This window comes from Aliiroseovarius conchicola, from assembly GCF_041403445.1.
Taxonomy (GTDB): domain Bacteria; phylum Pseudomonadota; class Alphaproteobacteria; order Rhodobacterales; family Rhodobacteraceae; genus Aliiroseovarius; species Aliiroseovarius conchicola.
Window position 1 is genome coordinate 258,560 of the sequence record NZ_JBGEHL010000004.1, and the last position, 22,334, is coordinate 280,893.

At 57.0% G+C, this 22,334-nt stretch carries 21 protein-coding genes; 16 read left to right on the forward strand and 5 right to left on the reverse strand.

Annotation, left to right across the window (positions count from 1 at the left end; all coding sequences use genetic code 11):
* Positions 1–55: 55 nt before the first annotated feature.
* Positions 56–1,435 (forward strand): L-serine ammonia-lyase, encoded by a 1,380-nt coding sequence (locus V6N04_RS09410; RefSeq protein WP_371169885.1) that lies wholly within the window; start codon positions 56–58, stop codon positions 1,433–1,435.
* Here the strand turns inward: V6N04_RS09410 and V6N04_RS09415 are convergent.
* Positions 1,432–2,100, reverse strand: a complete 669-nt coding sequence (locus tag V6N04_RS09415) for a thiamine diphosphokinase (RefSeq protein ID WP_371169886.1) — start codon at positions 2,098–2,100, stop codon at positions 1,432–1,434. The two genes, V6N04_RS09410 and V6N04_RS09415, sit on opposite strands and share 4 nt — an antisense overlap.
* Positions 2,101–2,245: 145 nt before the next feature.
* Between V6N04_RS09415 and V6N04_RS09420 the strand changes: the two genes are divergently transcribed.
* Positions 2,246–4,345 (forward strand): putative sodium/potassium/calcium exchanger, encoded by a 2,100-nt coding sequence (locus V6N04_RS09420; protein ID WP_371169887.1) that lies wholly within the window; start codon positions 2,246–2,248, stop codon positions 4,343–4,345.
* Positions 4,346–4,411: 66 nt separating this feature from the next.
* On the opposite strand, the gene V6N04_RS09425 is transcribed toward V6N04_RS09420, so the two are convergent.
* Complete coding sequence (locus V6N04_RS09425) at positions 4,412–4,687, reverse strand: DUF2842 domain-containing protein (RefSeq protein ID WP_371169888.1); 276 nt, start codon at positions 4,685–4,687, stop codon at positions 4,412–4,414.
* Positions 4,688–4,697: 10 nt separating this feature from the next.
* Positions 4,698–5,993, reverse strand: coding sequence for an adenylosuccinate synthase (locus V6N04_RS09430; RefSeq protein WP_371169889.1), 1,296 nt, complete (start codon positions 5,991–5,993; stop codon positions 4,698–4,700).
* Positions 5,994–6,192: 199 nt separating this feature from the next.
* On the opposite strand from V6N04_RS09430, the gene V6N04_RS09435 reads away from it, so the two are divergent.
* The 13 genes from V6N04_RS09435 to V6N04_RS09495 all read left to right on the forward strand — a co-directional run bounded on the left by V6N04_RS09435 (position 6,193) and on the right by V6N04_RS09495 (position 17,636).
* On the forward strand, positions 6,193–6,465 hold the full coding sequence (locus V6N04_RS09435; protein WP_371169890.1) for a (2Fe-2S)-binding protein: 273 nt from the start codon (positions 6,193–6,195) through the stop codon (positions 6,463–6,465).
* Positions 6,440–6,928 carry a bacterioferritin gene (bfr, locus tag V6N04_RS09440; RefSeq protein WP_371169891.1) on the forward strand — a complete coding sequence of 163 codons (489 nt, stop codon included), beginning with the start codon at positions 6,440–6,442 and terminating at the stop codon, positions 6,926–6,928. Before V6N04_RS09435 ends, bfr begins: the two co-directional genes overlap by 26 nt.
* 151 nt (positions 6,929–7,079) lie before the next feature.
* On the forward strand, positions 7,080–7,454 hold the full coding sequence (gene secG, locus V6N04_RS09445; RefSeq protein ID WP_371169892.1) for a preprotein translocase subunit SecG: 375 nt from the start codon (positions 7,080–7,082) through the stop codon (positions 7,452–7,454).
* A gap of 196 nt (positions 7,455–7,650) precedes the next feature.
* Positions 7,651–9,294, forward strand: a complete 1,644-nt coding sequence (locus V6N04_RS09450) for a CTP synthase (protein ID WP_371169893.1) — start codon at positions 7,651–7,653, stop codon at positions 9,292–9,294.
* Complete coding sequence (locus V6N04_RS09455) at positions 9,291–9,983, forward strand: hypothetical protein (RefSeq protein WP_371169894.1); 693 nt, start codon at positions 9,291–9,293, stop codon at positions 9,981–9,983. Before V6N04_RS09450 ends, V6N04_RS09455 begins: the two co-directional genes overlap by 4 nt.
* 82 nt (positions 9,984–10,065) lie before the next feature.
* Complete coding sequence (locus V6N04_RS09460) at positions 10,066–10,518, forward strand: tellurite resistance TerB family protein (RefSeq protein WP_371169895.1); 453 nt, start codon at positions 10,066–10,068, stop codon at positions 10,516–10,518.
* A 242-nt stretch (positions 10,519–10,760) separates the two neighbouring features.
* Entirely contained in the window at positions 10,761–11,564 is an 804-nt protein-coding gene (locus V6N04_RS09465; protein WP_371169896.1) for an ABC transporter ATP-binding protein, read from the forward strand.
* 40 nt (positions 11,565–11,604) lie between these two features.
* On the forward strand, positions 11,605–12,321 hold the full coding sequence (locus V6N04_RS09470; RefSeq protein WP_371169897.1) for a transporter substrate-binding domain-containing protein: 717 nt from the start codon (positions 11,605–11,607) through the stop codon (positions 12,319–12,321).
* 75 nt (positions 12,322–12,396) lie between these two features.
* Positions 12,397–13,281 carry an ABC transporter permease gene (locus V6N04_RS09475; protein WP_371169898.1) on the forward strand — a complete coding sequence of 295 codons (885 nt, stop codon included), beginning with the start codon at positions 12,397–12,399 and terminating at the stop codon, positions 13,279–13,281.
* Complete coding sequence (locus V6N04_RS09480) at positions 13,278–14,084, forward strand: ABC transporter permease (protein WP_371169899.1); 807 nt, start codon at positions 13,278–13,280, stop codon at positions 14,082–14,084. The genes V6N04_RS09475 and V6N04_RS09480 overlap by 4 nt, the downstream gene beginning before the upstream one ends.
* Before the next feature lie 105 nt (positions 14,085–14,189).
* On the forward strand, positions 14,190–14,870 hold the full coding sequence (locus V6N04_RS09485) for a type 1 glutamine amidotransferase (protein WP_371169900.1): 681 nt from the start codon (positions 14,190–14,192) through the stop codon (positions 14,868–14,870).
* On the forward strand, positions 14,870–16,249 hold the full coding sequence (locus tag V6N04_RS09490) for a glutamine synthetase family protein (RefSeq protein WP_371169901.1): 1,380 nt from the start codon (positions 14,870–14,872) through the stop codon (positions 16,247–16,249). The genes V6N04_RS09485 and V6N04_RS09490 overlap by 1 nt, the downstream gene beginning before the upstream one ends.
* A 169-nt stretch (positions 16,250–16,418) precedes the next feature.
* Positions 16,419–17,636, forward strand: a complete 1,218-nt coding sequence (locus V6N04_RS09495; RefSeq protein WP_371169902.1) for a DegT/DnrJ/EryC1/StrS family aminotransferase — start codon at positions 16,419–16,421, stop codon at positions 17,634–17,636.
* A gap of 17 nt (positions 17,637–17,653) precedes the next feature.
* Here the strand turns inward: V6N04_RS09495 and V6N04_RS09500 are convergent, their stop codons facing one another.
* Positions 17,654–18,616, reverse strand: coding sequence for a LysR family transcriptional regulator (locus V6N04_RS09500; protein WP_371169903.1), 963 nt, complete (start codon positions 18,614–18,616; stop codon positions 17,654–17,656).
* Positions 18,617–18,676: 60 nt separating this feature from the next.
* The gene (locus tag V6N04_RS09505) at positions 18,677–20,728 is read right to left on the reverse strand and encodes a ComEC/Rec2 family competence protein (protein ID WP_371169904.1); all 2,052 of its coding nucleotides are present in this window, start codon (positions 20,726–20,728) and stop codon (positions 18,677–18,679) included.
* Between the two features lie 157 nt (positions 20,729–20,885).
* On the opposite strand from V6N04_RS09505, the gene gltX reads away from it, so the two are divergent.
* Positions 20,886–22,289, forward strand: coding sequence for a glutamate--tRNA ligase (gltX, locus tag V6N04_RS09510; RefSeq protein ID WP_371169905.1), 1,404 nt, complete (start codon positions 20,886–20,888; stop codon positions 22,287–22,289).
* Positions 22,290–22,334 lie beyond the last annotated feature (45 nt).

Sequence of the window (22,334 nt, forward strand, 5' to 3'; positions counted from 1 at the left end):
ACATCGGTGCCACGAATGCGTCATCAGGTTTGAACCGTAGTGAAGTGAGGTCATTATGTTCCTGTCCGTCTTCGATATGTTCAAAGTTGGGGTTGGCCCCAGTTCGTCTCATACAATGGGCCCGATGGTGGCCGGTGGCCGTTTCTTGGACCACTTGCGTGCGCAACCGTTCAAGGTGGCGGGGTTGAAGGCTTCGCTGCACGGGTCATTAGCCTTTACGGGCGTGGGTCACGCCACGGACCGCGCGACCATACTGGGATTGGCTGGATTTCTTCCCGATAGCTATGACCATGCAAAGGCCGAGGCTGTGTTGGCCGAGATCGAACGCAGCGGAACCGTAAGCCCCGATGGGTTGGGCACGCTGGCGTTCACACCAAAGACCGACCTGATTTTTGACTACGAAACACCCCTGCCTGGCCACGCCAACGGGATGCAGCTGATGGCCACAGACGCACAAGGCGACGTCGTTGTCCGCGAGACGTACTATTCCATCGGAGGCGGTTTTGTCGTGACCGAGGCCGAGCAATCCAGCGAAGCCGCGATGGATGCCCATGACGCCAAGACCCACCCCTATCCGTTCGAGACGGCCGTGCAGATGCTCGACATGGCCAAATCCTCGGGCAAAACAATCGCAGAGATGAAGCGTGCCAATGAGTTGGTCCACATGGGGCCAAACACACTTGCGGAACGCCTTGATCGTATCTGGGAGGTCATGAACGACTGCATTGATCGTGGATTAGAACGCGATGGTATTCTTCCCGGTGGTTTGCTGGTCCGCCGGAGAGCAAAAGCGATCCACGACAGTTTGGTGGCCGAACAAGGGCTGAACCTACAGGCCCCACATACGATCAATGACTGGATGAGCGTCTACGCCATGGCGGTGAACGAAGAAAACGCCGCCGGAGGACAAGTCGTCACCAGCCCAACCAACGGAGCGGCAGGTGTCTTGCCGGCCGTGGTCCGCTATTGGCTCAATCATGTTCCGGGCGCGACACCGTCCCGTATCCATGAATTTTTGCTGACCGCAGCCGCCGTTGGCGGGATTGTGAAGCACAACGCCTCGATCTCGGGGGCGGAAGCTGGCTGCCAAGCCGAGGTCGGATCGGCAAGCGCCATGGCCGCAGCTGGTCTTTGTGCGGTTATGGGAGGATCCCCCATGCAAGTCGAGAACGCGGCCGAAATCGCCCTTGAGCATCACCTCGGCCTAACCTGCGATCCAGTGCGCGGGTTGGTTCAGGTGCCGTGCATCGAACGCAATGGATTGGGGGCGATCAAGGCTGTTTCAGCCGCGTCGCTCGCGCTGCGCGGCGACGGCACCCACCTTGTGCCGCTGGACGCGTGCATCAAGACCATGTTCGAAACTGGTCAGGATATGATGGAGAAATACAAAGAAACATCTCTGGGCGGGCTCGCTGTGAATGTCCCGAATTGCTAAGCCCCTTTCGGTGACAAAGCCGCAATAGCATCCGCCAGATGCTCGCGTGGTAAGATGACCAAAAGTCCCGTGCCGTCGGCCTCGACCGTCACTTGCGGCGCGGACGTCTCATTCGATGTTCCGCTACGCCCCCAAGGCGCCATCTCCAGATTGTTGGCTGGCCAGACCAGCCCGGTCGCGCGCACCACCACCTGCGCCATCGGAAACAGGGAAAACCGCGTTCCGATTGGTAATTCCATCGATAGCTTTCCCGGCAAGAGGAAACAAATATCGACCTCACCCACCAAGATGACACGTTTTTCCGGCAACCGGACCAGCGTGTTGTAACACGCAAGCTCGTGATCCAGCCGTTTGCCCATGAACCCAACGCCCAGCACCAATGGCGCGTCGATCAGGTCGAGCGTTTTGTGGAAATCAGTCCGATTCTGATCAGGCGTTTCGACAAATCGCTCGCCCCCTATGGCTTCACGAGCTGCATCCGACACCGAATCCATGTCCCCCGCCACAGCGACCGGCACATGCCCAAACGCGAGCGCCTGATCGGCCCCACTGTCGGCTGCCACAAGCTCTGGGGCATGTTTCAAGCACAACTCGAGTGTGTCCGGATTCACATAACCGCCACCCAACAACGTCACATTGTGGGAAAATTGGCGAAAAAATCTCATTATGGACACAATTGTCTCCCAATCTGATCCTAACAAATTACGTATCTGGAAAAAATACCGTGATTTTTCGCGGTTTTGTTTAAAATCCCGAGACGATGTACAGTCTGTATACCTGTGCAGTTTCGGAGGAGAAAGCGAGTTATCTATGGTGAGCAACAGCAAAATTCTCACTGTATCCTATGGCACTTTTTCGTGCACGCTTGAGGGATTCGATGAACCATTTGGGACGATGAAGTCGATTGCGGAGTATTTCCGCGATCTGGCGGCGGATGACCGCTATTTCGGCGCCGAACCCCCCACCCCGGATGCAGAAGTCTTACACCGTATCGCTGAGCGGGAAGTTCAGAAACGCGTTGAGGCACGTATTGAGGACGACAATATCGTTCTGCGCCAAGAAAACACTGTTCAACCCGCGATCACCAATACTGGGGCAACCGTCGTGGCAGGTGCTGCATTGTTGCAAGGTGACGCCGACGATGATGCAGAAGATGCGGCGCCCGAAGACGTGGCCGAAGAAGACGTGGCCGAAAAGGAAGTTGACGAGGTTGCTGCCGAGCCAGAGACCCCTTCCACAGACGCCTCTGCTGAAATCACCCCGGTCGTAGAAGAAGTTGCGCGCGCTGATGAACACGCAGACACTGAACATCAGTCAGATGACGAAGGCGACATCGAAGAAAGCGCAGAAAACAAACTAGATCGTATTCGTGCGGTCGTCGACGCCGACGAAACGGAGACATTGAGCACGGGGGACGCAAACGCCGAGTCTTTTTTCGAGGCCGACAATAGCATTGCAGCCTTGGTCGCGGCACAAAGCGACGATGATGAAGAACCCCGTGACGACGTGGCCGATCATGAAGACGACGGCGAGATCAGCAACAGCGAAGCTGACGACGAGATGCTTCCAGATGCAGACGTCGCCGACGACGAAGGCGCTTCACACGATGACCTTGTCGCAGAAGCCGACATCTCGGATGACGCAGATGATCAAGAAGAGATCGCCGAACTGGACGACGAAGATGCAGACGACGCGTCGACCTCTGACGAACCCCTGCTTCTGGCCCCTGAAGATAGCATCGCCACAGAAACCGACGAAGGTGTTGACGCGATCTTGTCGCAGTTGAACGCGCAGAACAGCGATGAAGCTGATCAAGACGATAGCTATGACGACGAAAGCGCTTCAGAAGCAGAGCTGGAAGACAGTGTCACCAACGTTTTGGAAGATGCATTCGAGGACGACGCAGACCCAGAGCCGCTTCGCCCCGTTGGCCGCGTGGTTCGCGTCAAGCGTTTGCGCCGCAAGGACGGCAAAGAAGAGCTAGCCGTCGCGGGCTCGGATGCTGATATCCTCGACGGTGAGGCAACCGAAGCAACCGACTCTGACGAGAACGATCAGGGCACAGAGAAACTGCTGTCGATGATCGATCACGAGGTCAAAACCGAAGCGCGTCGCGAACGTCGCGAGCAGGTTTTTGATCATGGTGCAGCAGACCAAAGCGAAGAAACTCTGGAACGCATTCTTGCCGAGACCAACGACAAGATGGACAGCCAGGAAGTATCGCGTCGCCGCACCTCGATCGAGCACTTGAAAGCCGCCGTTCTGGCGAAACGTGCAGATGAAAATGCCGGCGAGGTTGACGGCGAAGACCACGATCAGGACGCCTATCGCGACGATCTAGCCCGCGCTGTTCGCCCAAAGCGCCCGGAGCCGGTCAAGAACGAAGGCGAATCCCTTCGGATGGCCCCACTGGTGCTGGTGTCAGAGCAACGTGTGGATGCCGCGGACGAAGACGCGACTGACGAAGCCTCTGACGGACCAAAACCAACCAAAGCCGAGCGCATCGTGCGACCTCGTCGCGTCTCTCGCAAGCCGGGCAGCAAGGCCGAGACTGTCGCTAGCTCATCGAGCGATGGCACGGCCAGCGCTTCGGCCGCCCTGTCTGTATCTGCCGACCCGGCACTTGATGGGTTTGCAGCCTATGTCAACGGCGCGGATGCGTCTGACATGACCGGACTGATGGAATCGGCCGCAAACTACACCGCGAAGGTTCAAGGCATGCCGCAATTCAGCCGCCCGCATGTGATGCGACTGGTTGTTGGGCTGAATGTGAATGGCGGCATCACTCGCGAAGAGGCGTTGCGCGCCTTTGGTCGCCTGCTGCGTGAGGGTCGGATTCGCAAAACTGCGCCGGGCCGCTTCGAACTTGCAGACACGGACGAAAAAGAGGGTGATCGCCAAACGGCCTGATCTCTACGACACTAAGAAACGAAAAAGGGGCCGCTGGCCCCTTTTTTGTCGCCAGTCGTTTGGCGTTTATTTTTCGTCGTCTTTCAATGCGTATTTTCCAGCCGGATCATGCGGATAGCTCGCTGGATCTGCATCGGGGTCCGGTTTACCAACGCCGAGAAACACCTTTCTCAACGGTATCATCCACAGAAATCCTAGCGCCACGTAGATCAGTAATTCCACCAGGATGGGCGGCCGCTCAAACAAGCTGACAACGAAGACCGCTGTGACGATGTAAAGCGGTAGGCCCACCAAAAGAACCAGCAATGCCAACCGCTTACGTGCTTTGTATCCAAGAGCCATCGGACCGGCCTTAATCGGCGAACGGGTCAGTTACCAAAATGGTATCGTCCCGCTCTGGGCTGGTAGACAAAAGGGCAACTGGGCAGTCGATCAACTCTTCCACGCGTTTCACATATTTGATCGCGTTGGCAGGCAGGTCATTCCAGCTGCGTGCGCCCTCGGTTGATTCTGACCAACCCGGCATCTCTTCATAGATCGGTTTGCAGCGCGCTTGCTGATCAGCAGCTGTGGGCAGGTAATCCATCCGCGCACCATCCAATTCGTAGCCGACACAGATTTTCAGCGTCTCAAACCCATCCAAAACGTCCAGTTTGGTGAGCGAGATACCGGTCACGCCTGATGTCGCGCAAGTTTGGCGGACAAGGGCTGCGTCAAACCAGCCACAACGACGCTTGCGCCCGGTGGTGGTGCCAAATTCATGGCCGCGCTCACCCAGCCGCTGGCCGTCATCATCATCAAGCTCGGTTGGAAACGGCCCCTCGCCTACGCGTGTGGTATAGGCTTTCACGATACCCAACACATAGTCGATCGAGCCCGGGCCAATGCCCACACCAGTTGCAGCTTGACCGGCGATGACGTTGGACGATGTCACAAACGGATATGTGCCGAAGTCGATGTCCAAAAGTGCGCCCTGCGCGCCTTCAAACAAAATCCGCTTGCCGGCTTTGCGCTTTTCGTTCAGCACTTTCCAAACCGGGGCCGCAAATTTCAGGATTTCCGGAGCAACCTCTTTCAAAAGCGCAACCAACGCGTCGCGATCAATCGGTTCAATTCCCAGACCCTTGCGTAACGGATCGTGGTGCTGAAGCGCGCGATCAACGCGGGCTTCCAATGTCGCTTCATCGGCCAAATCAGCCACGCGGATCGCCCTGCGACCCACTTTGTCTTCATAGCAAGGGCCGATACCGCGCCCAGTCGTACCGATCTTCGTCCCTTTCGAGGCCGCCTCTTCCCGCGCGCGATCCAATTCACCGTGGAACGGCAGGATCAGCGGAGTATTTTCAGCAATCATCAGCGTCTCGGGATTGATGTCGACCCCTTGCGCAGTGATCGTCTCGATCTCTTTCAATAGGTTCCACGGGTCCAGCACGACGCCATTGCCAATGACGCTAAGCTTCCCGCCGCGCACGACACCTGACGGCAATGCGTGTAACTTGTAGACCGCGCCGTCGATCACAAGAGTATGCCCCGCATTATGCCCCCCTTGGAAGCGCGCGATCACATCGGCACGTTCGCTGAGCCAGTCAACGATCTTGCCTTTCCCCTCATCACCCCATTGGGCGCCTACGACGACTACATTGGCCATGATCTTTTTTCCTGTCTCAAAGAAAACCCGGCCCGGTATAGCCGGGCTTTCGCCAAGGGGGAACCGGAAATCGAAGCTTATCCAACTGCGGCCGCCAAATCGCGCGCCGTCAATAACAAAGTATTTCTATCAGGATTGACTTCCTGACTATTTTTGTCGACTTTGTAGGTAAGATTAGAATCAAGCTGAACGCCAAATCATGATCGTATGCTCTTGCCAGTCCATTTCGGATAAAGACATCCACGCCGCCATCGACTGGATGCGTGCGTCTGATGCGCAAGCCATTATCACGCCCGGAAAAATCTATCACGCCCTGGGGAAGTCGCCAGAATGTGGAGGCTGCATAAAGCTTTTCGTGCAGAAGATGCGTCAGAATGATAATCTTGAAGTGCCGGTCGAACTGCGCGGCCTGCGACCCAGACATCATGCATCAAGGAGAACGCGTCATGAAAGGCGACAAGAAAGTCATTGAATATCTCAACAAAGCCTTACGGGTCGAGTTGACGGCGGTCAGCCAGTTTTGGCTTCACTATCGCCTCCAGAAAGACTGGGGCTTTGGTAAGCTTGCCGCCAAGATGCGCGAAGAAAGCATCGAGGAAATGGAACATGCCGATAAACTTATCGACCGTATCCTGTTTCTCGAAGGTCACCCGAATCTTCAAACGCTCGACCCACTACGTATCGGGGAGAACGTGCGCGAAACACTAACATGCGATCTGGAGGCCGAGGAAGAAGCCGTGAAGCTTTATAACGAGGCGCGCAAGTATTGCTCGGATGTCGGCGACTACGCCTCAATGCATTTGTTTGAGGAGCTTATTCTTGACGAACAGGGCCATATCGACTTTCTGGAGACGCAAATCGGGTTGCATGACAAGATCGGCGCAGAAAACTATGGTGCATTGAACGCAGAAAGTGCGGATGCGGCTGACGACTAGCCCAGATCCAGAAATACCACTGGTATATTCGGCCGCAGTTTTTCTGCGGCCGTTTTTACGACGTACTGTTGGTCGCAGCCCCCCTTGCGCCCCATGATCCTTTCGCCTACATAACCCCGGATCGTCGCAACCCCACAGATGGACCCGACATATGGAAAACGTCATCCTCGTCATACACCTGATTCTGGCCCTGAGCCTGATCGGGATCGTGCTTTTGCAGCGCTCCGAGGGCGGCGGCCTTGGCATCGGTGGTGGCGGCGGTGGCGGCGGTGGCGTTATGTCGTCACGCGGCGCAGCCACAGCCTTGGGCAAGTTGACCTGGATCTTTGCGATTGCCTTCCTGACCACGTCGATCACGCTAACGATTATTGCGGCGAAGAATTCTTCAGACGCCTCGGTCGTTGACGCTTTGGGGCTTGAGACACCGGCGGCAGACGGCGCTGCTACACCAACTGTCCCGGATGTGACGGACCTGCTTCCGCCCACCAACGAAGGCGACAGCCTGACCCCGCCACGCGCGGACTAATATCCACAATATCTTGAGTGAGGGCGGAAATTCCGCCCCACAATGTTGCGATCAGGTTGCGCGGGGAACCGGATTACATTATATCTTTAATCCCGTGGAAAGCGGATTCGCTGGGGCCTTTTTTGTGGCCGAAAGCGCGTTCGGAAGCCAAAAATCATGGCGCTATTGCGCCAACTTCACGGGGGCAGCCTGACGCATGGCACGTTACATTTTCATCACCGGTGGTGTTGTATCTTCTTTGGGCAAGGGGCTTACATCAGCGGCGCTTGGCGCGTTGTTACAGGCACGCGGCTATACGGTCCGGTTGCGAAAACTGGACCCGTATTTGAACGTTGACCCCGGCACGATGAGCCCATTTGAACACGGCGAGGTTTTCGTAACTGACGACGGGGCCGAAACCGACCTAGACCTTGGCCACTATGAACGCTTCACAGGGGTTGCGGCGCGCAACTCCGACTCGGTTAGTTCTGGACGGATCTACACCACGGTGTTGGAAAAAGAGCGTCGCGGTGACTATCTTGGCAAGACCATCCAAGTGATCCCCCATGTCACCAATGAAATCAAAGACTTCATTGAAATCGGCGATGACGAGGTCGACTTTATGCTGTGCGAGATCGGCGGCACGGTCGGCGACATCGAGGCCCTGCCCTTTTTCGAAGCAATCCGCCAATTCAGCCAAGAGCGCCCGCGCGGTCAGTGTATCTTCATGCACCTGACGCTGCTTCCCTTCCTTGCAGCCTCGGGTGAATTGAAAACCAAGCCGACCCAACACTCGGTAAAAGAACTGCGCTCAATCGGCATTGCGCCTGACGTGCTGGTTTGTCGGTCTGAACATCCAATCCCTGACAAAGAGCGCGCGAAGATCGGGCTCTTTTGTAACGTCCGCCAGGATGCGGTCATCCCGGCCTATGATCTGAAGTCAATCTACGAGGCACCAATGGCCTATCACAATGTGGGTCTGGATCAGGCCGTTCTGGACGCATTCCAGATTGCGCCCGCTCCGAAACCCGATTTGGCCCGCTGGGAAGATGTCGAAGACCGCATTCACAACGCCGAAGGCGAAGTTCGCGTGGCCGTTGTTGGCAAATACACGCAACTTGAAGATGCCTATAAGTCCATCAAAGAGGCTTTGACCCATGGTGGTATGGCCAATCGGGTGGGTGTGAAGGTCGAATGGGTCGATGCTGAACTGTTTGACCAAGACGATCCTGCCCCACATCTAAGCGGCTATCACGCGATCCTTGTACCGGGTGGTTTTGGCGAACGCGGAACCGAAGGTAAAATCAAAGCAGCGCAGTTCGCGCGCGAACGTAAGATACCTTACCTTGGCATTTGTCTGGGCATGCAGATGGCCGTGGTTGAAGCCGCCCGCAACGTGGCCGGTATCACAGATGCAGGATCGGAAGAGTTTGATCACGAGTCTGGTGAAACACGTTTCACGCCAGTGGTTTACCACCTGAAGGAGTGGGTGCAGGGCAACTATAAGGTAAAGCGCAAAGTTTCGGACGATAAAGGCGGCACGATGCGTCTGGGTGCATACACCGCGGCCCTGACTGAAGGATCAAAGGTGGCCGAGGTTTACGGCAGCACCTCGATCGAGGAGCGCCACCGCCACCGGTATGAAGTCGACATGAAATTCCGCGATCAGCTGGAAGGTTGTGGGCTGGAGTTCTCGGGCGTGTCACCCGATGGACGGCTGCCCGAAATTGTTGAGTGGAAGGACCACCCTTGGTTCATCGGCGTACAGTTCCATCCTGAACTGAAGTCAAAACCATTCGATCCCGCTCCTCTATTTGCCGACTTCGTGCGCGCCGCGAAAGAGGTTGAGCGCCTGGTATGATCCGCGCCTGCCTTGTCCGACTGGGCGCGGCAGGGTTGATCTGTGTCGCCTCCCCTCTGCTTGGGGCCGAGGTTGAACCTGTCAGCTACGACCTGCTCGCCACGTCTCTGGCTGGGCATGTCGATTTCGAAACCTACGAGACATTGCCGGAGCCCGGGACAATGGCCGTTGGCGTACAGATGTTTCCCGGCCTGTCTATAGGTTCGCAGCTTGCTGGCCAAAGACAAACGGCCCTAACTGGCGCGGACAGTCTGACCGGAGTGCCAAGTGCGCCGTTGCGAGCAGCGCTTGGCGACAAGCCCGCGGCTTTTGCCGTCGCGTACCACGCTGGTTTCGGGTCGAACGCCGCTTTTCCGCTTGGCCCTGTAGGGTTCGCACAACGATCAGGGCGGGGCGAAGGCGCACTGGCTCTCGTGTTCAAACATGACATTGCGGACATCGGGTTGAAACTACACGCTGACTATCTTGATCCGTTGGGGACACGTCCTGTTCCCGGACCGGTGACGCTAACTTTCTTTGACAATGCTGCAAACGAGATTGCCAGCTATACCTTCACGCCCACACACGGCATTTTTCCCCTTGGTCTGCATGTGTTACGCCCCTTCCGCGCGATGACGATCACCCATGATGATCCCGGTGGCATCACCGTCGACGATCTGCGCTATCCATTGGGTGATCTCAACTCTTAACGCACCGCGCAGACGCGCGCATTTGAACAACTGGCATCGCCCGAGGGGTGGTAATTTCCAAACGATCACATAGGTTATCGAAATGATCCGTTCTTTTCTGAATAAACTCACCCAACCCGACCCCAGCCCATTGAATGATGGTGACGCTCGCCTGGCGATCACCGCGTTACTTGTTCGTCTGGCCCGATCTGACAACGCTTATGGCACGGTCGAGATTGATGAAATCACGCGCGTCATCTCAAGCCGATATGCGCTGTCCGCCACCGAAACTGCCGATTTACTGGCGCAAGCCGAACAGATCGAGGCTTCGGCCCCCGATACCGTGCGCTTTACCAATGCTGTCAAAGATGCCGTGCCACTGGACGACCGCATGGCGATTGTAGAGGCCGCGTGGACCATCGTTCTGGCCGATGGCGTGCGTACCGCGGAAGAGGACGCCTTGATGCGGATGATCCCCCATTTCCTTGGCTTTACCGATCGTGAAAGCAACGAGGCGCGATTAAGGGCGGCAAAGCAGATCGGCCACAAGGCCTGAGGTTGCGCGTCGCGCACCTCAATCCACCCAAGTGATATCCCAATGGCCGCGATAGAGCAGACATGCCGCGGACGACAGTGTTGAGATTGCGCAATTGGTGATGCCCGCGCGCATGCAATCCGCCCGCCAAACCGCCTTTCTGCCGCGATTAACGTAACTTCCCCGCCTTTTCGCCGTTGCAATTCAGGTTAAATTGCGCCCTACTCCGTTGTCACATCCCTTGTTCACTGCCAGGTTTATACGTGCCACTCGACAACGCCGCTCAACACTCCGCCGACACAACACCTGTGATCGAGATCCGTGACTTGCACAAAAGCTACGGCGCGCTGGAGGTTCTTAAGGGCGTCGATCTGATCGCACCGCGGGGGCATGTCGTGTCTTTGATCGGGTCCTCGGGATCTGGCAAATCCACACTACTGCGCTGCGCCAATCTGCTTGAAGACAGTCAGCAAGGCGACGTCCTGTTTGAAGGCGAGCCGATCAAATGGCGGGGCCACGCAATGGATCGCCACCCGGCAGACCGCGCACAGGTCACGCGCATCCGCACCAACCTGTCCATGGTCTTTCAGCAGTTCAACCTCTGGTCCCATATGACCATTCTGCAAAACGTGATGGAAGCCCCGGTGACCGTCATGGGCCGCGACAAGGCCGAAGTGGAAGAAAAAGCGCGCGCCTATCTGGCCAAGGTAGGGATCGGGGACAAATGCGATGTCTGGCCAGCGCAACTGTCGGGCGGTCAACAGCAACGCGCAGCGATCGCGCGGGCACTTTGCATGGAGCCCAAGGCACTGTTGTTTGACGAACCAACATCTGCACTGGACCCAGAACTGGAACAGGAAGTGGTCAAGGTGATTAAAGATCTTGCCCGCGAGGGACGGACCATGGTGATCGTGACCCATGATATGCGATTGGCCGCAGATGTATCCGACCACGTTATTTTTCTTCATCAGGGACTGATTGAGGAAGAAGGCGCCCCAGATGCTCTTTTCGGATCGCCGAAAAGCGAACGGCTCAAACAGTTTCTGTCAGCCACTCAACCCGACTGACAAAATAACCAAGAAGATCAAACTTAAAGGGAGTTAACTGATGAAAAAGCTGATCCTCACAACTGCGGCACTCGCGCTGACAGCAGGATTTGCCATGGCGGACGGTCACACCGTGCGTCTTGGAACCGAGGGCGCATACGCGCCTTGGAACTTTGTCAACGATGCCGGCGAAATTGATGGCTTCGAGCGTGAACTGGGCGACGAGCTGTGCACCCGTGCAGAGCTGAAATGCGAATGGGTGAAGAACGAATGGGACACCATCATCCCCAACCTCGTATCCAGCAACTATGACGCCATCATCGCGGGCATGTCGATCACCGACGAGCGCGATGAGGTGATTGACTTCACTCAACCTTACACGCCGCCCGATCCCTCGGCTTATCTGGCCCTGTCTGCGGATGTCGACCCCGCATCGGCCGTTGTGGCTGCGCAGGCTACGACCATTCAAGCGGCTTTTGTTGCTGAGAACGGTTGGACGTTGATCGAGTTTGCAACACCAGAAGAAACCGTAGCTGCGGTGAAAAATGGTGAAGCTGACGCGGTTCTGGCCGACAAAAGCTTCCTTGACACCATGGCTGGTCAGGACGGCCTGGTGATGCTTGAGCGGATGGAACCAATCGGCGGTGGCGTCGGTATGGGCATTCGTGAAAGCGACAGTGAACTGCGCGAGAAGTTCGACAAAGCCATCCAGTCGATGAAGGACGATGGCTCGTTGAACAAGCTGATTGCCAAGTGGGAAGTTTCTTCACAGTGGTAAGCTAATCCTGGGGCCCGCGGAACACCGCGGGCCTTTTCCATTTTCGCTTTTGCGAACCCATCCTGAAAATCTGCGATGTTTTCCTACTGCACCGATCCTTCGACGCTTGAAGGCCTGACTTGGCTGAGTTGCTACCTGACCACAGGCAAGCACCTTGCGTTCTTTGCGTCCTTCGCGACCGTTTTGGTGCTGTTGGCAATCACCGCACCGATCGCGCTGGCGTTTGGTTTTGCTGGCGCAACGGCCTCTCGGTCGCGCATTCTGCCGATCCAGTGGATTGGCAAAGGCTATACCGCGATCGTGCGGGGCGTGCCGGACATTGTGTTCTTCATGTTCTTCGTCATCGCATTGGATCAGGCGTTTGAGTATCTGCGCCACAAGGCAAAATGCCCCGACTGGTCCGAGCCGATACGGCAGGGCAATGATTTTGTCGTCTGTGCGCAGGCCAAACTGCCCCTGTCCACAAGTCCGCAATGGGTGCACGAAACCTATGGCTTTGCTTTGGCGGTTTTGACTTTTTCCATCGTCTTTGGCGCTTTTGCAGCCAATGTTCTGTTCGGCGCGATGAAGGCCGTACCCCGCGCACAGCTTGAAACAGCTGAAGCCTATGGCATGTCGACGCGCCAGACGTTCTGGCGCATCCTCGTGCCGCAAATGTGGGTTTATGCCCTGCCCGGCCTATCGAATCTTTGGATGATCTTGATTAAAGCCACCCCGCTTTTGTTCCTGCTGGGCGTCGAAGATATCGTTTATTGGGCGCGTGAGCTCGGCGCGATGAAAAACCCCAAGTTCTCGGACTATCCGCACCCCAATTGGCATGCGTTCTATTTCTTCGGGCTTTTGGTGTTCTATCTGATGCTGACTTCCGTCAGCGAGCGCGTGTTCAAACGCATAACCGCGCGGCTGTCACATGGACAAGCAACAGCTGCAGGTGAAGCGCAAAGAAAGGCTGCAAAATGAGTTGCGTGCAGACCATCCAAGATTATGCGCTGCGCTCGATCGGCTTTGGCGAACGGCTGTTGCCGCGCGGAGATTACACGTTGTGCGAACAGTTCACGCTGATCGGCTCGGGGATGATTTGGAATATCTACTACGGATTCGTTGCGCTTTTGTTGGGGTTCTTTGCGGCCACGGGTCTTGCTATGGCGCGCAACAGCCACGTCAAATGGCTGCGCAAACCGGCCGAGTTCTTCATCTATGTGTTTCGCGGCTCGCCCCTGTTCATTCAGTTTTTCTTTGCCTATGCGGTGTTTTTATCGCTGAAACAGCATTTTGCGTTCTTCCAGCCATTCACCTCGGCGTGGCTTGGCGCGACGCTGGTTCTGTTTCTGAACACCGCTGCTTATTCCGCCGAGATTTTCTATGGCGCCCTGCGTTCGATCCCCAAAGGTGACTTAGAAGCAGCCGATGCATATGGCATCACCGGGTGGAATCGCTTCAAGCGGATCACTTGGCCCACGATGCTGCGTCTGGCCTGGCCATCCTATACGAACGAGGCGATCTTCTTGTTCCATGGGACTGCACTTGTTTCTTTCTCAAGCTTTCCGGTGCGTGGTCAGAAAGGTGATGCGCTGTATTACGCAAGCTACTTTGCGGACAAGACCTTCAACCCGTTCATCCCTTTCCCCATTCTGGCGTTCTACTTCATCCTTCTGACGCTTGTTGTCATCACAATCTGGGGTGCTATCGGGCGGCGCCTGAACCGCCATCTTCCGCAAGCCGTTATCCGACGCCCGCGGTTCATGACGATGTTGATGCGCTAAACGCCCCACCCGTCAGCATGTGAAACCTTTTCGCGGGTTTCCCTCTTGCCCAAGCCAGATGGCTCAGCTAGGGTCGCCTCGTAATTTGATCAAATTTGGTGACTTATGAGGATCGGTATCCTTCAAACCGGCCATTCCCCGGACGAAGTGCGTGATGATCTGGGCGACTACGGCCAGATGTTCACGCAACTGTTGGACGGAAACGGCTATGATTTCACAACTTACAGCGTGGTCGATGGCCAGTTTCCAGACGGGCCTGACAGTGCAGATGCGTGGCTGATCACGGGTTCGAAACATGGAGCGTACGAGGATCACGACTGGATCCCGCCCTTGGAAGATCTCGTTCGCCAGATCCGGGATGCGGATATACCCCTTGTGGGCGTATGCTTTGGCCATCAGATCATCGCCCAAGCGCTTGGCGGACGGGTCGAGAAATTTGACGGTGGTTGGGCCATTGGCCGTCAGGTCTATGACATCGCCGGCGAAGAGATCGCTCTGAACGCTTGGCATCAGGATCAAGTGGTCGAGCTTCCACCCGGAGCAACAGTGTTTGCCTCCAACGATTTTTGCGAGAACGCAGGGCTGATGATCGGTGATAAGATCATGACCATCCAGCCGCACCCCGAGTTTACGGCCAAGATGATCGATGCTTTGATCAAATATCGCGGCCGAGGAAAAATAGCCGATGAGGTTCTGGCCGACGCCCAAGACGCGCTCGCCCAACCTATCGATACCCAGAGATTTGCGGACCAAATGGCCGACATCCTGAACAAAGGAAACACGTGATGGACAGCGCGAAAAATGACCGTAATGCGTGGATGAGCAATCTTCCCGAAGCCGCGAAAGAGTATCTGGACGGCAAACGTTTGGATGAGGTGGAATGCATCATCTCGGACCTACCCGGCATTGCCCGTGGCAAAGCTGTTCCAGCGGGCAAATTTGCCCGACAGGATTACTTCCACCTGCCCGACAGTGTCTTTTATCAGACCATCACCGGTGACTGGGGCGAAGCCGCAGGCGACGAAGGCTTCATCGAACGTGACATGACGCTGGTGCCCGACATGACGACAGCGACCGCTGCGCCTTGGACCGGTGACTGGACCTTGCAAGTGATCCACGATGCGTTTGATCGCAACAACGAACCCGTCCCGTTCAGCCCGCGCAATGTGTTGAAACGTGTGGTTGACCTGTACCGTGCCAAAGGCTGGGAACCTGTGGTTGCCCCCGAGATGGAGTTCTATCTGGTCGCCCGAAACATCGATCCGGCCGAGAAGATCAAACCGATGATGGGTCGCTCTGGTCGCCCTGCAGCGGCGCGTCAGGCTTACTCCATGACTGCCGTGGATGAATTCGGTCCTGTGATCGACGACATCTATGACTTCGCTGAAGCCCAAGGGTTTGAAATCGATGGCATCACGCAAGAGGGCGGCGCGGGCCAGTTAGAGATCAACTTGATCCACGGTGACCCGATCAAGCTGGCGGATGAGGTATTCTATTTCAAACGTCTGATCCGCGAGGCCGCGCTTCGTCATGATTGCTTTGCCACATTCATGGCCAAGCCCATCGCAGAGGAACCCGGATCAGCCATGCACATCCACCATTCGGTACTGGATATCGAAACCGGGGAAAACATTTTCTCTGGGCCACAAGGGGGCGATACGGATGCGTTTTTCCACTTTATCGCGGGGATGCAAAACCACCTGCCCAGCGTGATTGCGGTCATGGCTCCTTATGTGAACAGCTACCGGCGGTACGTGAAAGACAACGCCGCGCCGATCAATCTGGAATGGGGGCGTGATAACCGGACCACGGGTATTCGCGTCCCCCTCTCTTCGCCCAAAGCGCGACGGGTAGAAAACCGGATCGGCGGGATGGACTGCAACCCCTATCTAGGCATCGCGGCCTCGCTTGCCGCAGGCTATCTTGGTTTGATCGAAGAAAAGCGCCCACGCACTCTATACAAGGGTGACGCCTATGAGGGCGAGGCAGACATCGCCCGCGATCTGAACTTTGCGCTCGATCTGTTTGACGAGGCGAAGGATATGCATGAGGTGCTCGGCCCAGAGTTCGCCCGCGTCTATTCTATCGTGAAACGCGCGGAGTATGACGAGTTTCTACAAGTCATCAGCCCGTGGGAGCGAGAACACCTTCTGCTGAACGTCTGACCAGACCACACAGCCAACCTGAAAATGACCGCTCGGATCACCTTCCGAGCGGTTTTTTCTTTTCATGTGAGGGCGTCAACTTTACATTTCTCGAAAGATGGTTTCGTAAAATCCGAAACTAGTGGTGATCGGTCCCATCGCGGACCCTGCAAAAAAAGCGAGAGCAAATATGTCCTTGGCCCCGAATGTCTATGATGCCGAACCCATCCCTGAAGGCGCGCGTGCTGAAATCGAACGGATGCTGCAATCGGGCGACCTGTTTCGCTACACCGCCCCCGAAGACGCCCCTGTCAGCTTGCTGGAGGCTGAGTTCGCGCAGATGATGGGTGCGAAATACGCGCTTGCGGTTGCCAGCTGCTCCGCAGCGCTGTTTCTGTCGCTCAAAGCGTTCGCCCTGCCGCGCGATGCCAAAGTGCTGATCCCCGCCTTTACCTTCGCTGCAGTGCCAAGTTCGGTCGTTCATGCCGATTGCCAGCCAGTGCTGGTCGAGGTCAAAGATAACTATCGCATCGACATGGAAGACTTCGAAGCCAAGCTGACGAGCGATATCAAAGCGGTGATCATCAGCCATATGCGGGGTCACACGTCTGATATGGATGCGATCATGGCACTTTGCGATCAGGCGGACGTGCCGGTGATCGAAGACGCGGCCCATTCCCTTGGAACGCTCTGGCATGGGCAAAAGATCGGTACAATTGGCAAGATCGGTTGTTTTTCATTCCAGTCCTACAAGATGCTGAACGCAGGTGAAGGGGGCATTCTGGTCACCGACGATGCCGATTTGGCGGCCCGAGCCGTGATTATGTCCGGCGCGTATGAACATAATTGGAAGAAACACAAAGTTCCCCACGGTGACAACACCAGCGCTTTGGACGAAGCATTCGCCCGCTGGCAAAACCAGCTACCGCTTTACAATACACGGCTGTCGAACTTATCGGCTGCTGTCATTCGGCCGCAATTGCTGGAACTTGAACGGCGCGTGACGGATGGGTTGAAAAACCACGATTATGTGGCCGCCAAACTGAACGAAAGCCCATGGATCGACGTGCCTCCCCCACTATCCGCCGAGACGCGAGCACCGGATTCGATCCAGTTTAATCTGGTGAGCATGAGTAACGACGACACTTTGGCATTTCAGGACGCCGCAAAACGGCGCGGCGTCTCTGTTCAGGTTTTTGGGATGAGCACCGATAACGCACGCGCCTTTTGGAACTGGCATTTCATAGGTGATCAAGGCCCCCTTCCCCAAACACGCGAGATGCTGATGCGGGCCTGCGATACGCGCCTGCCGGTGCGCCTGAAGCAACCGGAACTCGATTTCATCGCGGATGCGCTGATCGGCGCGGCACAGGACGTCAAGGCGCCAAGCGCCGACAGTGCGGCCTAAACTGCCGACCTATATTCCTAAAGCAGCGTCAGTTTGTCCTTTAGCCACGGATAGGATTGGGCGGCTGGCGCGACGACGAGCTCACCCAGAATGCGACGGGTCTGCCCGGCCATGTCGCGTGGCAAATCCCCCAAAATACCGTCGCGTGCGGTCAGATTGATCCGGCGTGACAAGGGGGCGAAGGGCAACGCGATCAGATCAGCCTCGGCCCTGAACCTTTGCGCGTAGAAAAACCCAAGCGGCGTGATAATTGTCCACCCTTCACCCGCCGCAACCATCGCCATGATTGCGTGATAGCTATCAAGCTCGAACCGGTTGTTCAGCCGAACCTCGTGCCGCGCCAAATGGTCCGAGATTACCCGGCCCATATGGTGGCGGGCCGTGTACTGGACCAGGGGCAATTCACGCAAAAGTTGGGCAGGATCTCCTGATCCAATCATGCCCTTTGGCACAGCCGCAACAAAGGGCTCTTCGAGCAGTGGATAGACCTCCATCCATGGGGCCGGTGCGCCAGTGTCGGCGGCCACGATCACATCAAGCGCACGCGCGTCCAATTGGTCGTGCAAACGATGCGACGCACCGGTTTCCAGCAAGAACCGGGTGTTTTCCATCTCGCGCGACAGCTCGGACAAAAGCCGCGGGGTTACGTCAGCGTCAAAATCCTCGATCATTCCAAGGCGCAGGCGCGACAGTTGAGTCATGGCCCCCAAAGCCAGCTCGGCGCGGGCTTGTTCGGCCTCGTTCAAGATGGCTTGCGCGCGTTTCAGGAACAGGGCGCCCGCAGGCGTCAGGGACATTGGGCGTGCTGAGCGGTCAAGCAGCGCGGTGCCCAGTGCCGTTTCAAGATTGGTCAATTGTTGGCTGACGGATGACGGGCTCGCCCCAAGCCTACGCGCGGCGATGGAAATCGACCGTTCGTCGGCGGCGGCCACGAAAACCTCGACCCCCCAAAGAGTGATGCGCCCAGCGGTTTCGACCATGTTGTGCTCCTTTGTCGGAAAGCTAGGGGCTTTGCGCGGTGCGGGCAACAGGGTTGGCGATCAACGTGTCCAAAGCCGATCACCTGATCGGGCGCGCGCGGTCTCGACCCAAAAGCCTGTGGGCGCAGGCCAAAGCGCCACAGCGCCCGTTTTCGAAAGTTGCGTGCGATCAAGAACTTGGCAGCTTTCTGGCGGCGAGACCCCGAGTTTTGACGACAGGACCACCAGATCCCCGTCCTCGCAGGCGGCGGTCACTTTGTCTTTTGCCCCTCGGCCGGTCAGATGCACCAGCGTCGCCCCCCGCAACGAGACATGTGTCATGCCAGAGCCTCCCTTCAGCCCCTCTCGCGCAAAGGCCGTTTTCTGGTCAACACCATCCCCATCATTCTCGAGCCACGAAAGGGCGGCAAACCCTTCCCCTTTCGGCTTTGACACATCTCGCCCTTGATCGGTCATCACGCCAACCAGCCCACCGGTCGCGCTTACAAGTATCGGCGGGCGCGCAGTTTGCGTCCACAAGAGCGCCGCAATCGCCAAGGGAACCACCCCGATCAGCCGTTCGCGAGGCCTGAGAAGCGTAATCAAAATCCCACCTATGGCCACAAGGGGAAGAACCAACGGCATCGGGGATGACACTTGGCTGGTCGCGCCCTCAAGCGACGATACGTAATGCGCCACTCCGATGATCCAATCGATGGGCGGCCCCATCAGCGTGATCGGCACCCATCCAAGCCCAATGGGGGACAGCAACGCCGCCAGCACGGCCAGCGGCATGATTAGCGCGCCCATAACCGGCACCGACACGACATTTGCCAACAGCCCGTAATGGCTGACCTGATTGAAATGGGCCGCCCCGAAAGGTGCCGTTGCGAGACCCGCAATAAGCGATGACAACACAACCGCGATCACCGGACGCGCCCAACCAGGCGCGCGGCGGGCGCCTTCGTTTCGCGCCCGATCCCGAAGCCAGCCAAACACTGCGACCAGCGCAGTGGTCGCGGCAAAGGACATTTGGAACCCCGGCTCAACAAGCGCCTCGGGATGCAACAGCAAGACAATGATGGCGGCCATGGCTACAGCGCGTAACGTCAGCGCGCGCCGATCAAACAGGATGGCAACAAACATCGTGGCCACCATGATGAACGCGCGTTCGGTGGCAATATTGCCGCCCGACAATGCCAGATAAAATGCACCGGCGAAAATCGCGGTGACGGCAGCAATTTTCTTGATCGGAAACCGCAGGACAAGCGCTGGCCACAAGCTGAGCACCAAGCGCATGGCTTGAAAAACAAAACCCGTTAGCAACCCCATATGCAGCCCTGATATGGCCAACAGGTGCGCGAGGTTCGAAGCCCTGAGCGCCTTCAAAGTTGACTTACTGATCGCCGAGCGGTCGCCGGTGGTTATCGCTGCGGCGAAGGCACCGGTTTCACCGGGCAATACGCCCTGAACCCACGCAGAAATGTTCTGCCGCATCCGGGAAATGACCAATCCCCAAGACCCGTGCGGTGGGGACAGCAAAAGCGCCGGCGTGCGGGTATATCCCACGGCACCAATGCCCCGAAACCACGCCATGCGCTGGAAATCGAAGCCACCGGGCTCGACCGGCCCGTTTGGACCGGAAAGATGTGCTGTCATCGCAACGTGCTGACCGATTTCCGGGGTTAGATAGTTTTGATCTCCGTGCAGTGACACGCGCACCATCGTCGGATGCCCGCGCGCCCGAACATCGTCCAGCCGCACGCGGTCCAGCGTCAATCGCACTGCATCCGATTGCGAACGGTCAATTTTGGTGACCCGTCCCTCCACCGGACCATAGTACCGAAATTCGAGCACTGGGGCTGCCACCCAGTGGGCGCGCGCGCCCGCAAGACCAAGCCCGAAGGCTACCAAACCGATGGCCAGTGCGATGGGGCCGATCCCCCACGGCAATCGCCAAACGGTTAAAGCACATAAGACGATAACAAGGGCCAGCCCGGCATAGAACGCAATCGACGGTTCAAAGCGTAATGAAAAGTATATGCCGATCCCCGTGCCCAGAAACAGCGGCGCCCAATTGAGCAGACGCCCCCGTTCCTCTTCGACCCGCATCAGGAACTTCTGGACCAGCACCCTTGTTCACCGCCTTCCTTTTGCGTAAAGCCTGTCGGGACAAATCTTTGCCGCGCGTCTCGTCCAGAAACGCAGGCCCAGTCCAGGGATTGATGCACGCCCCGCGCGCTTTAATACCTGAGTAACGTCCGCATGGTTTCCAAAAGGTTAACGCTTCATGACCACCGATCAGATCGTCACCCGTTTCGCCCCCTCGCCCACCGGCTATTTGCATATCGGTGGCGCGCGCACTGCGTTGTTCAACTGGCTGTTTGCCCGTGGTCGCGGTGGAAAGTTCCTGCTTCGGATCGAAGATACTGATCGCGCACGCTCCACCCCCGAAGCGACGGCGGCCATCCTGAAAGGGATGGAATGGCTTGGGCTGGACTATGACGGCGAGGTGATCAGCCAGTTCGAACGCGCAGATCGCCACGCTGAGGTTGCCCACGGCATGTTGGCCAGTGGTCATGCCTACAAGTGTTTTGCCACTCAGGACGAAATTCAGGCCTTCCGCGACGAAGCACGGGCCGAAGGGCGATCAACGCTTTATCAAAGCCCCTGGCGGGATGCCGATCCCTCGACCCAGCCTGACGCCCCCTATGTGGTCCGCCTGAAAGCCCCACGTGAAGGTGTGACGGTGATCAACGATGCGGTTCAGGGCGATGTCACGATCCGCAACGATCAGTTGGATGACATGATTTGTTTACGTTCGGATGGCACACCAACTTACATGCTGGCCGTCGTTGTTGATGATCACGATATGGGCGTGACCCATGCGATCCGGGGGGATGACCACCTGAACAATGCCGCGCGGCAAATGCTTGTTTATCAAGCGATGGGTTGGGATGTCCCCGTCTGGGCCCATATCCCCCTGATCCACGGCCCTGATGGCAAGAAGCTGTCTAAACGTCACGGCGCGTTGGGCGTCGAGGAATATGAGGCCATGGGTTACCCAGCCCAAGCCATGCGCAATTATCTGGCCCGTCTGGGGTGGAGCCATGGAGATGACGAGTTCTTCACCGACGCGCAGGCGTTGGAGTGGTTTGACCTGAAAGGGATCGGCAAAAGTCCAGCCCGGTTCGACTTTAAGAAGCTTGATAACCTGTCCGGACAACATCTGGCAGCGATGGACGACGAGGCGGTTCTGGCCGCGCTTGAGGGCTTTCTTGCTGCAACGGGTCAAATCCCTTTGCAGTCGCAGCAAAGTGATCTGATGTTGAAGGCAATGTATGTGCTGAAAACAGGTGCAAAGACATTGCCCCAGCTTCTTGAAAAGGCAACGTTTGCAACGACTTCGCGCCCAATCATTCCCGATGAGAAATCGGCAAAGGCACTGGACGATGTATCCCGTGGTATACTGAAGGAATTGACGCCGCAGCTGCAAAATGTTAGCTGGAACCGCGACACGCTTGAGGAGGTCCTGAACGGGCTTGCAGAAGCTCACGGGACCAAGTTCGGCAAACTTGCCGCACCAATTCGCGCAGCCCTTGCCGGGCGCGCAGCAACCCCAAGCGTATTCGATATGATGCTTGTCCTTGGACGTGACGAAACTGTTGCTCGTCTGGCGGACGCAAGCGCATAGACCACGCGAAACGCGCACCTGATCCATACGGGGTGGGTGCGCCAA